This is a genomic window from Chryseolinea soli (assembly GCF_003589925.1).
Classification (GTDB): domain Bacteria; phylum Bacteroidota; class Bacteroidia; order Cytophagales; family Cyclobacteriaceae; genus Chryseolinea; species Chryseolinea soli.
This window is the reverse complement of sequence record NZ_CP032382.1, coordinates 1,321,476-1,335,872: the sequence shown is the minus strand read 5'-3', so window position 1 is coordinate 1,335,872 and position 14,397 is coordinate 1,321,476. Positions and strand designations below refer to the sequence as shown.

At 51.4% G+C, this 14,397-nt stretch carries 13 protein-coding genes; 6 read left to right on the top strand and 7 right to left on the bottom strand.

Features of this window, described 5'->3' with window-relative positions:
• Positions 1–16: 16 nt before the first annotated feature.
• Complete coding sequence (locus tag D4L85_RS05580; protein ID WP_119753387.1) at positions 17–688, top strand: GIN domain-containing protein; 672 nt, start codon at positions 17–19, stop codon at positions 686–688.
• A 62-nt stretch (positions 689–750) separates the two neighbouring features.
• The gene (locus D4L85_RS05575; protein WP_119753386.1) at positions 751–3,189 is read left to right on the top strand and encodes an ABC transporter permease; all 2,439 of its coding nucleotides are present in this window, start codon (positions 751–753) and stop codon (positions 3,187–3,189) included.
• A 50-nt stretch (positions 3,190–3,239) separates the two neighbouring features.
• Here D4L85_RS05575 and D4L85_RS05570 read toward each other — a convergent pair whose 3' ends face one another.
• Positions 3,240–3,620, bottom strand: a complete 381-nt coding sequence (locus D4L85_RS05570) for a winged helix-turn-helix transcriptional regulator (RefSeq protein ID WP_119758672.1) — start codon at positions 3,618–3,620, stop codon at positions 3,240–3,242.
• A 202-nt stretch (positions 3,621–3,822) separates the two neighbouring features.
• On the opposite strand from D4L85_RS05570, the gene D4L85_RS05565 reads away from it, so the two are divergent.
• Positions 3,823–4,830, top strand: coding sequence for a zinc-dependent alcohol dehydrogenase family protein (locus D4L85_RS05565; RefSeq protein WP_119753385.1), 1,008 nt, complete (start codon positions 3,823–3,825; stop codon positions 4,828–4,830).
• 2 nt (positions 4,831–4,832) lie between these two features.
• Here the strand turns inward: D4L85_RS05565 and D4L85_RS05560 are convergent, their stop codons facing one another.
• From D4L85_RS05560 to D4L85_RS05550, 3 genes are all read right to left on the bottom strand, one after another.
• A complete protein-coding gene (locus D4L85_RS05560; RefSeq protein WP_119753384.1) occupies positions 4,833–5,372 on the bottom strand; it encodes a methyltransferase domain-containing protein in 540 nt (179 codons plus the stop codon).
• 166 nt (positions 5,373–5,538) lie between these two features.
• Complete coding sequence (locus D4L85_RS05555) at positions 5,539–6,183, bottom strand: 3-keto-alpha-glucoside-1,2-lyase-like domain-containing protein (protein ID WP_119753383.1); 645 nt, start codon at positions 6,181–6,183, stop codon at positions 5,539–5,541.
• A 61-nt stretch (positions 6,184–6,244) separates the two neighbouring features.
• A complete protein-coding gene (locus D4L85_RS05550; protein ID WP_119753382.1) occupies positions 6,245–7,084 on the bottom strand; it encodes an alpha/beta fold hydrolase in 840 nt (279 codons plus the stop codon).
• Positions 7,085–7,201: 117 nt separating this feature from the next.
• Here D4L85_RS05550 and D4L85_RS05545 point away from each other — a divergent pair, with 117 nt between their 5' ends.
• Both D4L85_RS05545 and D4L85_RS05540 read left to right on the top strand, forming a co-directional pair.
• Positions 7,202–8,485, top strand: coding sequence for a hypothetical protein (locus D4L85_RS05545; protein ID WP_160143564.1), 1,284 nt, complete (start codon positions 7,202–7,204; stop codon positions 8,483–8,485).
• A 66-nt stretch (positions 8,486–8,551) separates the two neighbouring features.
• The gene (locus D4L85_RS05540) at positions 8,552–10,921 is read left to right on the top strand and encodes an ABC transporter permease (RefSeq protein ID WP_119753380.1); all 2,370 of its coding nucleotides are present in this window, start codon (positions 8,552–8,554) and stop codon (positions 10,919–10,921) included.
• A gap of 122 nt (positions 10,922–11,043) precedes the next feature.
• Here D4L85_RS05540 and D4L85_RS05535 read toward each other — a convergent pair whose 3' ends face one another.
• Positions 11,044–12,051, bottom strand: a complete 1,008-nt coding sequence (locus tag D4L85_RS05535) for a helix-turn-helix transcriptional regulator (protein WP_119753379.1) — start codon at positions 12,049–12,051, stop codon at positions 11,044–11,046.
• 77 nt (positions 12,052–12,128) lie between these two features.
• Between D4L85_RS05535 and D4L85_RS05530 the strand changes: the two genes are divergently transcribed.
• Positions 12,129–12,923, top strand: a complete 795-nt coding sequence (locus tag D4L85_RS05530) for a cupin domain-containing protein (RefSeq protein WP_119753378.1) — start codon at positions 12,129–12,131, stop codon at positions 12,921–12,923.
• A 182-nt stretch (positions 12,924–13,105) separates the two neighbouring features.
• On the opposite strand, the gene D4L85_RS05525 is transcribed toward D4L85_RS05530, so the two are convergent.
• Positions 13,106–13,870 carry a hypothetical protein gene (locus D4L85_RS05525; RefSeq protein ID WP_119753377.1) on the bottom strand — a complete coding sequence of 255 codons (765 nt, stop codon included), beginning with the start codon at positions 13,868–13,870 and terminating at the stop codon, positions 13,106–13,108.
• A gap of 57 nt (positions 13,871–13,927) precedes the next feature.
• Positions 13,928–14,278: an MmcQ/YjbR family DNA-binding protein gene (locus tag D4L85_RS05520; protein WP_119753376.1), complete on the bottom strand. Its 351-nt coding sequence runs from the start codon at positions 14,276–14,278 to the stop codon at positions 13,928–13,930.
• Positions 14,279–14,397 lie beyond the last annotated feature (119 nt).

Below are 14,397 nucleotides of genomic sequence, written 5' to 3'. Positions count from 1 at the left end.
GACAAACACCACCCCCATGACCACCCTGTTCAGAATCCTCGCTCTGATCGCCCTTCTCTACCTGACGGAGGGCATTCAAAAAGCTGTAGGACAACCCGTGAAGCAGGCCCGCGCTGTCAAACCGTTTGAAAATATCGTGTTGGAAACATCCGACCGGACCCTGGTGCAGATCCGGGAATCGAAGGCTGTTGGCATCACGATCAAAGCCGATGCGGCATGGATCGACAAAATAAAAACGTCGGTCAACGGCTCGACCCTCATCGTGCACGTGGATGAAAAAAACTTTGACGACGGTTGTATAGAGATCAGCATCCAATTGCCGGTCCTCCGGAAAATTTCCCTAAATGGCGGAGGGAACGTGCAAATCATCGACGGCAACCTGGGTGAGGACCTGGAGACCAGCATTACCGGTGGCGGTCGCATAAAATTCGAGGAAAAGTCGCGCGTGCAAAATCTCTTTGGCCGCGTGAGTGGCGGAGGCACGGTGGAAGCGTTGAACCTGATGGCGGAAAAGGCCAGCATATTGATTGTGGGTGGAGGGGAAGTGATGCTCCAGGTGCGCGAGGCGTTGGAGGGAAAAATTATCGGTGGCGGCAACATTTTATATGAAGGCGACCCGCAGGTGTCTTCACAGATCAGTGGCGGCGGCCGCGTGGCCAGCCGGTATTCCCGGATCCCGGCGTTGTAACCATCCCAACCCTGCGAGGTATGTTATGTTATGATCCTTTTAACCTCACCTGATAAAAAAATATGATCCGCAATCAACTCCGGTTTTCTGCAAGAGTTTTTCTGAAGGACAAATTCTTCTCCATCCTCAACATTCTCGGCCTCGCGCTGGGCATTGCCGTCAGCATTATTTTATTGTTGATCCTGCAAAACGATCTTTCATACGATAAGTATCACGTCAACCACAAGCGCATCTACCGCCTGGGCGGTCACCTGCAAGCGACCGGCGTGGATGGGCGGAGCTCGCGTTCGGCGCGCGAGTTGGGTGCCATCCTGAAAGCGGAGTTTCCCGAAGTGCAGGAAGTGGTGCGCGCCAACAGTTGGGACCGCACGCTGGTGAAATACGAACCCAAAGACGGTGAAGAGAAAGCGTTTTACGAAGAGAATATCGTGCGCACAGACTCCACCTACTTCCAGGTCTTCACGCACAAATTCATCGCCGGCGATCCGAAGACGTGTCTGCGCGATTTGCAGACGCTGGTCGTCACTGAATCGACGGCCAAGCGCTATTTTGGCGACGAGAACCCGCTCGACAAAACCCTTCTGATCGGCGACACACCCTGGAAAGTGACCGGTGTGATCGAAGACGTTCCGGAAAACACGCACTTGAAATTCGACATCCTGCTCTCGCGATTGATCGACCGCGAGTGGGTGATCGAAAATGGTTCCGTGAAGTCGGAAGCATTTTGGAATCCCGATGTGTACACCTACCTGCTGGTGCCCGACCATTACAACCCGAAAGATTTCATGGCCAAGTTCCCGGCCATCTACACCAAATATTTCAAGTCGTTCGGCGACCAGGTCGGGGGCAAATACACCCCCATTCTCGAACCGTTGGCCGACATTCACTTTCACTCCACCCTCCAGGGCGACGAGCCCCATGGCAACATGGCCTATCTTTATGCTTTCACCGGCATCGGCATCTTCATCATTGTGCTGGCCTGCATCAACTACATGAACTTATCGACGGCCAAATCGGTGAACCGGGCCGGGGAGATCGCCATGAAAAAGACACTGGGCTCGTCCAAACGCGCGCTGGTATTTTCCTTTTTGATGGAATCTGTTTTCTTGTCGATGCTTTCCCTGATACTGGCCATCGGGTTAGTTTTTCTTGTATTGAAGGGAACGTCGTTCAATACGTTGGTGGGTAAGAGCCTATCGCCAAATTTTCTGAACAACCCGTTGCTGTTGTTCGGATCAATAGGCATCGCGTTGGGCATCGGGATCATCTCGGGGTTGTATCCCGCTTTCTACCTGCCGGGCATTCCCACGATCATGGCGTTGAAAGGTGCCTTTAAAAACCGGAAGTCGAGCCATGTGCTGCGGCGCGTGCTGATCACCGCGCAGTTTGCCATCTCCATCTTTGTGGTGGTGTGCACACTCTTCATGCAGGATCAGATCGACTACATGCGGTCGCGCGAACTGGGATTCAACAAAGAGAACGTGGTGGTGTTGCCCATTCTCGATACGTTGGTGCAGCATCAACTAACCGGCATCAAGAACGAGTTTCTTCAAAACCCGAATATCATCGCCGCGACCACATCGTATAGCATTCCCGGCATGAACGTAGACGGCGGTTCCGTGATGATGGCCGAATCGAAAGAAGGCATGACACAACAACGCTTCACGGGCATGTTCGTAGGCGAAGACTATCTGAAGACGATGGGCATCTCCATCGTGGAAGGCAGGGATTTTCAGACCGGGCCCCAGGCGGATGTGCGCGATGTATTTATTGCCAATGAGGCGGCGGTCAAATTGATGGGCTGGGGCAAGGACTCCACCAATCAACAGGGACCCATCGGCAAAAAGCTGAAATGGTTCCACGGCGAGACCGATGGCCACGTGATTGGCGTGGTGAAAGATTTTAATTTCAATTCGCTGCACAATGCCATAGAGCCGCTGATCATCGTAAAGGTCGACACCGAAGGCGGTTGGCTCCACTTGCGCGTGAAGAACGAGAACCTGCCCGAGACCATGGCCTACATCAAAAAGAAATGGGCACAATTCGACCCGAATCACCCCTACGAATATTTCTTCCTCGACGAACGCTTCAACGCACAATACAAGGAGGACGAAGTCCAGCACACGTTGTTGTCCAACCTGGCGTACATCTGCATGTTCATTTCGCTGTTGGGATTGTTGGGATTGTCGGCCTTCACGGCCACGCAACGCACCAAGGAGATCGGTGTGCGCAAAGTACACGGCGCCTCGGTGCCGCACATTATTTTCCTGTTATACAAAGATGTGATGTACCTGATCCTCATCGCAGCGGTGATCATTGTGCCGTTGGCTTACTACGTGATACAGGAATGGATGGGCAATTTTGCCTATCAAACGTCGCTGAACGTGTTCACGTTTGTGATCGTCGCCCTTATGGCGTTGGTCTTTTCCTTCTTTACGGTGGCCTTTCACAGCCTGAAGACGGCTCGGATGAATCCTGTGAACGCGTTGAAATATGAATGATCCTTTCGCCGGGAGGTGTTTGCGCACCTCCCGGCGAAATCAAAACAAGATCACACGCAGTAGTCCATGTCCTCCGAGTGTTTTGTGAGGATGGGTACGCCGCGCTTTCGCATCTGACCTTTTGCCCACACACTGAGCAACGCAATAAAGGGAACCAGTTCGCGTCCGTCGGGCGTGAGGGTATATTCCACGCGTGGCGGGAGCTCGATGTATTCGTGTCGCGTGATGAGGCCGTCATCTTCGAGCTCGCGCAAAGCCTGCGTTAGCATTTTCGGTGTGATGCCGATGAGGCCTTTTCGAAGCTCTCCGTAGCGGCGGGTCTTTTGACTCAGGTGCCAAAGGATGCGGCCTTTGTATTTGCCGCCGATCCGCTGAAAAGCATAGTCTACGGAACACTGTTCCATCATCATTTCTTTTACCTCAGTTTTCATGCTTGGGAGATGTTTGTGGGTTAGTGTGTTGGGCTTCATGCTTTCGAAACCCCGGCTGTTCCTGGAAAATTTCAAAATTGTTGGAATTTTTTCCCGCTGGTACTCAGTAATACTATCCTTTTGGTGCGCAGGTTACCAAAAAGTGCATACTTGCCGATGAACGGGCGCCGGCTCAGTTTTGCTGCATAAAACAACACATTTTATGAAAGCAATTCATCTGAAGAAATTCGGTCTCGAAAATCTGCAATTGGTAGAAGCCAAGACACCGGATCCGGGACCGGACGAGGTGCTCATCAGAGTAGATGCCGTCTCCCTGAACTATATCGACCTTGCTGTCACCAAAGGGATATACAATTCCGCGTTGGCACTTCCCCGCATCCCGGTTTCGGATGGTGCCGGGGTCGTTGAAACCGTGGGCAGTGCGGTCACGCGGTTCAAAAAAGGCGACCGCGTGATGGTGCACTATTACCAGAAATGGCTGGCCGGCAAGCGAACGGTGGCCATGGCGCAAAGTCAGGCTGGCCAGGCAACGCAGGGTGCGCTCGCGGAATACGCCGTCTTTCCCGAGTATGGGTTGGTGCGCATCCCCGATTCGCTCACGACGGTCGAAGCTTCCACCCTTCCCATCGCGGCGCTCACGGCATGGACCGGGTTGATCGAGCAAGGCCAGGTCACAGCCGGCCACACGGTGCTCACACAGGGAACGGGTGGCGTTTCCATTTTCGCCCTGCAGTTTGCCAAGGCGCTGGGCGCGCGCGTCATTGCCACGTCGGGCTCCGATGCCAAACTGGAGAAATTGAAGGCCCTGGGTGCCGATGATGTGATCAACTATAAAACCAATCCCGCGTGGGACGAGGAGGTGCTACGCCTGACGGGTGGCGAAGGTGCCGATGCTACGTTGGATGTGGGTGGCGCAGAAACTATCGGGAAGTCTTTACGGTCGCTGCGCATGCATGGCTTTGTGGGGCTGGTCGGTTTTATCACGGGCGCAACGTTGCCCATCGATTTTTTCAGAATGGTCAACGCCTGTCTTCGTGTGCAAGGCTTGTCGGTAGGAAGTCGCGAAAGCCTGGAGAATATGGTGCGTGCCGTCGATGGCGTCAAACTGAAGCCTGTGATCGATACGATTTATCCGATCGAAAAAACGCAAGAAGCCTTCCGTCACATGGAGAGCGGATCGTTTGTGGGAAAGATCGTCGTGAAGATTTGATTTTAGCGATCGTCGCCGTACACGGCCACCGCGGAGTACATCAGGTTGTTGTTGAAGATGGAAGGCGTTTCGTCCATTTTCGCCACCGCGCGGAAACCGCTTTGCTCCAGCAGGGACTGCAGCGACGTGTAACGGATAGGGTAGGGTACCCAGGCATTGGCACGGTCGGTGTCGTATTCCACCACGATGAGCCGGCTGCCGGGACTAAAATGCTTCTTCAATTGTCGCAGAAACACCATTTTATTTGACACATAATGCAGCGCATTGGCCATGAGCACGCCGTTCGCCACGATGGCGTCGAGGTCGTAGCTGACAAAATCCTTTTGCAATTTCTTCAGCGTGATCACCGCGTTGCTGAGCGTCAGGCCTCGCAGGGCCACGGGATCTTTGTCGATGGCATAGACGGTGCTATTGGGTGGGAGCAGGGACGCGAGGGCGTTGGTGAAAAGGCCTTTCCCCGCACCGAGGTCCATCCAAGTCTGGCTGTCGGAAGACGGGGGTATTCCTTTTTCAATCAACCTGATGGCTAGTGACAGTTCCACGGGAGTGTTTGGGTACTTAAGTTTCGTTTTTTTGCGGGTGGCGTCAAAGCAAAACCGTCAAAATTTAAACGATGAAAGAACGTTATAAGTATTTACCCGGGTTAAAATAAAAAACGTGATAAGTTTTTTGACTCATCACGTTTCGAATATGCGTGCGATGTGCGCCCTAAAATTTCAGATTGGCGAACCGGCCAAACGAGTTGGATCCTACCCACAGCCCTATTTTCCCGCCGTGATGCGTATTCAGCTTATTTACCACCAGGGCTGGCGTTGGATCGCCGTTGACAAACACTTTGATCGTGTTGCTCTTCACCTCGATGCGGGCGTGGAACCATTTGTCGGGGTTGGGCGCGTTTTTTATTTCCTTTTCAAATTCGCCGGTGCGTTTTTCGCGTAATGTGTACCAGTCGTTCTCGGGCATGCTGATGTACTGGACCATGTGGTCGCGGTTTTCTTGCTTGGGAGCCACGAAATTAAAAGGACGGAAATAGATGCAATCGTAGGTGCTGTCGTTCTGGGCGTGGAAGGCGATGCCCACAAAACTGGCGCCGGGGTTGTTAGCACCCATGACGTCGAACTCGATGACGCCTTCCGTGAACGTTTTGCCTTTCAACCAGGCGGCGCCACTCCGCTGATTTGGGGTGGTCAATTGCACGCCGCTTAGGCCCTCCCCGGCGTATGGTGCCAGGGTGGCGTTTTTCATATCGTAGTCCTTTTCGGACGTGCTGAGTTTGATGTTTTTAGGTTGACCCAAGGCTGAAGCGATGGTCAGTGCTACAAAGAGGCCAGTGGAAAGAATCTGAATTTTCATGCGGAATGTTTTTTAGAATGAAATGGTAATACCTGTTTTCAGGGATGTTCGCAGAACGTTGTTAGGGTGCTTTCAGAAAAGGGATGATGAAATCCCGGAGCATCGCCGGGTTTAGGATGAGGGATACGTGGCCGCTGTTGGGCAGCATGAGCAACTGCGCGTTGGGAAGAAGCTTGTACATGGCCACGAACGCCTCGGTGCGCGTATAGTCGTCGCGATCGCCGGCTACAATGAGGACCGGGCATTTTATGGTCGCGGCTTTTTCTTCCGATAACCAGACTGGTTCCAGCCAGGCGTTCTTCAGCATGTCTACCCATTCGGCGAACCGTTGGGGTTCGGGCATGATCTTTTTGCGGTCTTTCAAAAATTGGGGAAGGTTTTGCTCTTCATTTTTACCCGTCATGGCCCAGACGTATTCTAAAGCATTGGGGCGATAGTTGGTGGTATTCAGCGCGCCGGCCATGCTCACTAGTTTGACAACATGTTCGGGATATTCGGCTGCCAGGATGTTGCCCGTGATCGCGCCGTCGCTAAAACCCATAACGAGGGCTTTGTCGATCTTCTCATTTTTCAATACGGCTAGCGCGTCTTGCGCAAACAATTTGTAGGTCATGGGTGTGTGACCGATCTCTGACCGTCCGTGGCCGCGGGTGGCGACGGCGATGACTTTGAAATTTTTAGTAAGGTCAGGATAATACTGTTCGTATTCGCTGATGTAGCCATAGTAGCCGCCGTGCAGCAGCAAAAGTGGTGGACCTTCGCCATAGACCTCATAATAAATCCGGGCGTCGCCCGACTGTACATATTTTCCGGCCTTGGGATTATCGCCGTAGGGGATGTTCTGGGCTTGGATGGACGTTAGGCATCCCAACAGGACGAACAGGCAAACAGTGAGTTTCATGCAATGGTTTTTTTAGGTTGATGTATGAACGCAATATTCCAGGTTTGGTGTGGAGGATTCGGGATCAATTTGCGATCTTTTGGCAGTCAATCCGCGTTCATTCAAAAAAACCACCAGATGTCTGCTTCCGAAAAAGACTATATTGTTCTCTACCGGACACTCGTTGAAAAAAAACTGATGCTGGGCAACGGCGACGGCAAGGTGAAGCAGCGCGACCTGGAATACCTGGCCGATCACATCGAACAAAAATCGAAAGTGCGGCTCAGCATCTCCACCCTGAAACGCGTGTGGAAAGACGACTTCGTCCAGGAACCCCACCCTACGACGCTGGATGCCCTGGCCAGCGCCCTGGATTTTTCCGATTGGCAGTCGTTCAAAAAAGCAAATGCCGGAAACATCGTCGCTTTCCCTTCCGAACCGCTGGCGGCGAAACAGGAAATGAGCGTGCGGTTCTACCTGGCGCTCGGCTCGGCCATCGTTGTCGCCGGCGTGATCGCCATCTTGGGATTTGGACTGGGGAAAAAGAAATTAAAACTGCCGGCCACCATTCCATTTCGAGCCGACAAGACCGTCACGGAAGGCGTGCCCAACACCGTCATCTTCAATTATGACGTGAGCAACATCGAGGCCGACAGCTTTTTTATCCAGCAATCGTGGAACCCGCGCGATAGAACGCGGATCGATCCAACGAAAAATCATTTTTCGGCCATCTACTACAACCCAGGCTTCCATCATGCGCGTCTCATGGTAAACGATTCGGTGGTAGCCACTGCTCGCGTGCACATCAAAAGCGATGGATGGTTCGCCTCCTTACGCTATGATCCCATGGATACGCACCCCTTGTATCTCGACCGCAGCCGTCTGAAGCGCGACGGCCTTCTGCAAACCACGCAGGAAGATTTGAAGGCGGCCGGTGTCGACGTCCAGAAAAATTTCATGTACCGTTATTACAATAGCCGCGATTTTGAAAATGTGACCAGCAACAACTTTGTGCTGGAAACTCGAATGCGGAGCGACAGCCTGTTGAGCCAGGCTTGCCCGAATGCGGAAATCATGATTGTGTGTGAAGAAGGAATTTGCTTTGTGCCCATCACCATCAAAGGATGCGTGAGTAACCTCGGTGTGGGAATGGGAGAGGTTTACAAAGGAGGCAACGACCATGATCTTTCCGCGTTGGGAACGGATTTGCTGAAGGCGTGGCAGACGCTGCGGATCGAAAATCACAACCGGAACGCAACCATTTTTTTGAATGATGTGGCGGTAGAACACATCAAGTATGAGCACGACTTTGGGAAGATCGAGGTACTTATTTTTACCTTCAACACGCCGGGGGCCGTGGATTTCGTGCGCTTGAAAAATGAAACGGGCACGGTCGTCTATGCGGACGAATTTGACCAGTAAAACTATTTTTTAGCAAACCTTGCAACCTTTTGGAAACCGGCCAGTAGCTATATAAACTACCTTGCCATGATCCGAAACTACATCCTCGTCACGCTGCGCAGCCTGCGCAAAAACAAGGTCTATGCCGCCATCAACATTGCCGGCCTCTCCATTGGCCTGACCAGCGTCATCCTCATCCTGCTGTGGGTATTCGACGAGACCTCTTACGACCGCTTTCATCCCAAAGCGGACCGCATCTACCAGGTCATGGCCAATGTGAACTATGATGGCACCATCCACACCTGGGGCGCCGCGCCAGCTGCTGCCTACGAAGGCATGAAGACTTCCGACCCACGCGTGACCAACACCGCGCTGGCCGATTGGGGTTCGGATCATTTGCTGAACGTAGGCGAAAAGTCCATTCGCAAGCAAGGCCGGCATGTGACGCCCGAATTCTTGAAGATGTTTGAATTTCCCCTGTTGAAGGGTAACCGTGACAAGGTGTTGCTGGATGAAGGCTCGCTCGTGATCTCGGAGGCCGTGGCCAAAGCGCTCTTTGGCGATGCCGATCCCATCAATCAACTGGTGTTGGTGGACAATAAGTATCAACAAAAAGTGACCGGCGTGATGCGTAATATCCCGGTAAATTCCTCCCTTCAATTCGACTGCCTGTTGCCCTGGAGATTGTATGAGAACAGCACGCCCGACCGGAACAACGTACGCAGCAATTGGGGAAATTATTCTTTTCCAGTCTATGTGGAGTTGCGCGATTCTGAATCGCGTGCAGACGTGGAGCAAGTTGTCGGCGACCTGGGCGATCGGAACCTGAAGAGCGACGTGAAGCACACGTTCTTTTTATTTCCGCTGTTGGAGTGGAGGTTGTACGACCATTTTGAAAATGGCAAAACGGCAGGCGGGCGCATCGAGTATGTTCAAATGTTTTCGCTGATCGCGATCTTCATCCTCGTGATTGCTTGTATTAACTTTATGAATTTGGCGACGGCCCGTTCGGAACGACGCGCGCGCGAAGTAGGCATTCGCAAAAGTGTGGGCTCGCGACGTCATGACCTGGTGTTTCAATTTTTGGCCGAGTCGTTTGCCATTGCCTCGATCGCTTTTGTGATCTCGGTGTTGCTGGCCGAACTGTTGTTGCCGGCCTACAACGGGTTAGTGCAAAAAGAATTGTCCATTGCCTATGATCAGCCGCAGTTCTGGATTTTTTCGGGCACCATCATTTTTTTTACAGGCATCGTCGCCGGAAGCTACCCGGCTTTTTATCTCTCATCGTTTCAACCGGCCATGGTGTTGAAAGGCAAAGCGCAGATCGGCAAAAGCAGCGGCACCCCACGCAAGGTGTTGGTGACATTGCAGTTTGGATTTTCTATTTTATTGATCCTGGGAACGCTTGTGGTGTACCGGCAGATCCAGCACGTGAAGGGACGCGACATCGGATATGATCGCGAGAGCCTCATCACCTTCCAGGTGAATGCCGATCTGGCCAAAAGCTATCATCCGTTCAAACAGTCGCTCCTGCAATCGGGCGTGGTGGCGAGCGTGACCAGATCCAATTTTCCGATCACCAATCCCAATAGCTGGAGCTTCCTGGGCTGGCCCGGACAATCGCCCGATCAAAAACTTATTTTCTGCGACCTCGCCACCGAATACGATTTCTCAAAAACCATGGGCATCAAAGTACTCATGGGCCGCGATTTCTCGGAAGACTTTCCCGGGGACACGGCATCGATCATTATTAATCGCGCCGCGCTGGACGCGATGGGACTAAAAGATCCCATCGGACAGGAACTCGACCTGGGTCAGGGTCGCAAACGCAAATTGATTGGAGTGGTGGAGAACACGGTGATGGGCTCGGCCTACGAAGGCGTTGGCCCGATGTTCGTCGAATTTCAACCGAATTGGTTCAACGTCGTCACCGTGCGGCTCGACAAAACGAAAGACATGGAGGCATCTTTAAAAAGTGTAGAAGCAGTTTTCAAAAATTATAGCCCGGCCTATCCGTTCGAGTTCAAATTTGTGGATGCCGAATTCCAAAAGAAATTTACCGACATCACCCTCACGGGCAAGCTGGCAAACTTATTTGCCCTGCTGGCCATCACCGTGACCGGCCTGGGACTTTTCGGACTGGCGTCGTTCATTGCGGAGCAGCGCACCAAGGAAATTGGAATTCGCAAAGTGTTGGGCGCCTCGGTATCCAGCATTGTGGCTTTATTGTCGAAAGATTTTTCAAAGTTGGTGTTGTTGGCGTTTGTGCTGTCATGTCCTTTGGCTTGGTGGATGCTGAATGAATTTTTACAACGCTACTCCTACCGTATCGAAATTCCGATTTGGATATTTCCGCTCACAGGAGTGGTAGCCCTTCTATTTGCCCTTGCCATCGTAGGTACCCAGGCGTTGTTCTCCGCGCAGGCAAACCCGGCGAAGACGCTTAATGAAAATTGACAGGGACGAGGGATTATCGAGGAGGTGTCACACGACACATTTGGGTGAGACGGAGGGAAAGTGGCAGAATGACACTATGCGAACTTTGTTGGTGAAGAACACCAACAAAGGCGAGGCAGTGATCAGCGGAGCGAAACGAGAGACGATGATCTTTTGACGTGACTCGGGCTATACCCAAATCGCTTTTTATATTCATAGGAAAAACTACCGGTATTGTCATACCCTATAAATTGCGCTACTTCCGAAATCGTCATCTGCTGTTCGTTCAAGAGGTCTTGCGCCTTTTGCATTCTAAGCTGGAGGATGTGTTCGAAGACCGTCGTCTTAAAGAAATGCTTATAACCTTTCTTCAGCTTAAATTCATTGAGACCGAATGCATGGGTCAGCGCTTTCAGGGTTAACGGCTCTAAATAGGCCTGCTCAATATATTCCCTTACGGCATGCATTTTTTCCCTGTCTTCCTTCCTCCACTCATCCTTCCCCGGCGATGTTTGCAGCGAATGCAAATGTTCCATTTGTAAAACAAACAGCTCCAGCATTTTGCTCTCGAGGAAAATGTATCGTGTAGGCCCTTGAAATTGACAGTGCCGGACCGATTGAACCACTTCGGTGATTCGTCTATCCCAGCCCACCGAATGGTTAGCCGCCAAAAAATTCTCCTTTTTATTGAGGTTTTTGCTTAAGGCCTGTAGCGATCCGTTGTCATTGCACTGCAAAAGATCGTTCAGATAAGGAAGATCATAGGTGATGGTCAGCGCATGAAAATTTCCGGAGTGAATAATGTGATCGCCCGCAAACTGGGGGCTGTACTGCAAGTTGTGATGCTGGCTATTGAAACAGACCGGGTTGTTCAGATATGAAAAGTGCGACTCGACATCTCCATCTAAAACAAACACAGACTCGGCAGATTCTTTAGGTTCTGTGTCCAGAAGTTGAAAGGGATTATTGGCTTGCAGGCAAAACTCGGTGAGCACCATACCGGGTGTTGTCACGGCGTGCACTTTTCCGGAAGCTAGCCCAGGTTCTTTGAAGGAGAATAACGTCTCGGAATATCTTTCGCTGGCGTGAAGCAGGGAAACTTCTGCGTTGCTAAAGTAATTGTTCCAGTTGGCGGTGTCGATTTTATCCATTTTTCCTAAATCAAAATCCGTTTATCCTAACGCGAGCATGCGGGCATCCAAGACCTTTGATAAAATTTTAAAATCATATGAAAGACTTGTTAGTTCCCGCAGGCAACCCTGCCCAAAAGGCCGAAATGCTCTTAAAAACGGAAAAATGGAGATTTTTGTTGTCCCTGCTATTTTACCCGGTGGGTATCGTTAGAATTTGGCGTGTGAAGGGCTGGCTAGTGGCAAAATGGCTCTATGCCATCTTTGGATGTGTCTTGTTTTTGGTCACGGCCGGCTACTTGTCGATCGTGCTTTTTGCAGCATTTCTTCCGCCTTTGGATAACAGCGTTGGAACGAACCTGCAGCGGACGATCTACAATACCGCAGGCAACTATTCCGCCACTTTCCTGAAAACAGGGAACGAAACGAATGGCGCTTATGAGTTAGTCCAGGTTGAGCTCGAACCGCGAGGCGGCAATGAATGGCATTATCACAAAACCTTTACGGAAGAATTTACCGTCGTGGAGGGCCAGGTTAGGATTGGTCGCAACGGAAGCGAAATCATCATCAACAAAGGGCAATCGGCGCTTGCACAGCGTGAGGATATGCATTTTTTTCTGAACGCGCGCGATGAAAAATCGGTGCTGTTGGTAAAGACCACGCCTGCTTCAGGTCTCGAGAAAACGCTCCGGGTAGCCTATGGCCTGATCAACGATGGCCTGCTCAAAGACGACATGACCAAAAACCCCTGGCACATGGCATTACTATTAGGCTATAGTGAAACGTATCTTCAAGGATTGCCAGGATGGTTCCAAGAGCCACTCATTAGCGCGCTGGCAAAAATTGCACAGTGGAGAGGGGAAGACCAAGAGCTCTATAAATACTACAAGTAGAACAGATAGGCGAATCAAGTCGCGAGGCAGGTGAGCGTTGCGTCAGCGCAAGTTCAGTAGGGTATAAGAATTTAATAACCCCGGCCTTTAGGCCGGGGTTGGTTCACGCTCTTAAAAAAGGGCTTTAGCCCTGACCAAGACGGGATCGCCTCGATGATACCTCCATCATCAATTGTGAAACATCAATCTTCCGAAAAGTAAAACCTCACCTCCAACGCCCCCGACATCTCCTGCTGGTGTGTCACATAGCCTTGTTCGTTGTACACATATTCATAATGCGTTACTCCTTCCGACCCATTCTCATTCCTCACCCGCCACGTAGCCGGATTATTTTGAAAGAGCCCATGATAAGGATGATAAAAATTCAAAAACAACACCGCTGAATTTTTCTTATCGTCAAAATTCTCATACGTCGTCGTCGAGCGGCGTACAAAATCCAGCACATCGCGCTGATACTCGTAATACTCCATCTTTACGGCATTCCCTCGCGCATCGTATTCATATCCCCGTTTGATCGCCGGTGTGAATCCCGCTTCTGCCGAACCCTGCAATACGATCCAGGTCTTCACGCGGCCCTGGTCATCATAGTCGAAGAAATGCATTTGGGTTACCCGGTCGCCCGTGTATTCCAGCGTCTCTGTAAGCAGCGATTCCTTGTAGATGAACTCAAACATTTCCGAGCGATCGTCGCGGACGATCTTCGTTATTTGTTGATGGTCATAAACAACCGCGTAAGCCGTTTCGGTGGAGTCACCCTGGTCGATCAATCCCTGCCGGATGGCTTCGACCTGGCCTTTGTCATTGTAGCCCAGGACGCGGTAGGAGTGTTCTCCATACGACATCTTCTCGGCGCGCGACTTTTTTTCTGGCAACGGTGTGGCATCGTGATCTTCGCATTGCGTGAAGAGGCCGGTGAGCAGGATCAAGAGGGGGATTATTTTTTTCATACTAAAACCATAGACCCGGTTAAACGCCGATTCGTTGGAACCTCGTTTAGAAAATAGCTATAACGAACGCCCTTTGTTCACTTGTTCGGCCAACGCTTTAGGCGCAACGTTGGCATAGGACGTATACAACGCATCCTTAAACATCGTCTTGCGGACTTTGGTGAGTTCGATGGCCGTCCAACCCTGCTTGCCCCATGCCCCAGGCACGGGATAGATGACGGCGGGGTCATACTTCGAGAAAACGGATTGGTCGACGGCCGACAGTTTGACGACCGCTTTTTTCTTTGCGGTATCCAGCGTGGCAAAGATCTTTTTCTTTACCCGGAACGAAGCTTTTTCAAAGTGAGGCTGTTGTTCGGCTTCGGGCAGGGCCAGCGCCCAGGCTTCTACTTCTTGCAGGGTTACCATAATTCAATATACACCAACCGTGGAAAAGGACGCAGTGCTGAGATGTTAATTTTTTGTAAAACGAGCACCGCGTCAGGAAAACGCTTCTGAAATAGTCTTAACTTCCTGTAACCATTCCT

Excerpts from the sequence above, each read along its gene's own strand:
- D4L85_RS05580 (WP_119753387.1), top strand. The coding sequence starts at position 17 with ATGACCACCCTGTTCAGAATCCTCGCTCTGATCGCCCTTCTCTACCTG.
- D4L85_RS05575 (WP_119753386.1), top strand. The coding sequence starts at position 751 with ATGATCCGCAATCAACTCCGGTTTTCTGCAAGAGTTTTTCTGAAGGAC.
- D4L85_RS05570 (WP_119758672.1), bottom strand. The coding sequence starts at position 3,620 with ATGAAAACTGAGGTAAAAGAAATGATGATGGAACAGTGTTCCGTAGAC.
- D4L85_RS05565 (WP_119753385.1), top strand. The coding sequence starts at position 3,823 with ATGAAAGCAATTCATCTGAAGAAATTCGGTCTCGAAAATCTGCAATTG.
- D4L85_RS05555 (WP_119753383.1), bottom strand. The coding sequence starts at position 6,183 with ATGAAAATTCAGATTCTTTCCACTGGCCTCTTTGTAGCACTGACCATC.
- D4L85_RS05550 (WP_119753382.1), bottom strand. The coding sequence starts at position 7,084 with ATGAAACTCACTGTTTGCCTGTTCGTCCTGTTGGGATGCCTAACGTCC.
- D4L85_RS05545 (WP_160143564.1), top strand. The coding sequence starts at position 7,202 with ATGTCTGCTTCCGAAAAAGACTATATTGTTCTCTACCGGACACTCGTT.
- D4L85_RS05540 (WP_119753380.1), top strand. The coding sequence starts at position 8,552 with ATGATCCGAAACTACATCCTCGTCACGCTGCGCAGCCTGCGCAAAAAC.
- D4L85_RS05535 (WP_119753379.1), bottom strand. The coding sequence starts at position 12,051 with ATGGATAAAATCGACACCGCCAACTGGAACAATTACTTTAGCAACGCA.
- D4L85_RS05530 (WP_119753378.1), top strand. The coding sequence starts at position 12,129 with ATGAAAGACTTGTTAGTTCCCGCAGGCAACCCTGCCCAAAAGGCCGAA.
- D4L85_RS05525 (WP_119753377.1), bottom strand. The coding sequence starts at position 13,870 with ATGAAAAAAATAATCCCCCTCTTGATCCTGCTCACCGGCCTCTTCACG.
- D4L85_RS05520 (WP_119753376.1), bottom strand. The coding sequence starts at position 14,278 with ATGGTAACCCTGCAAGAAGTAGAAGCCTGGGCGCTGGCCCTGCCCGAA.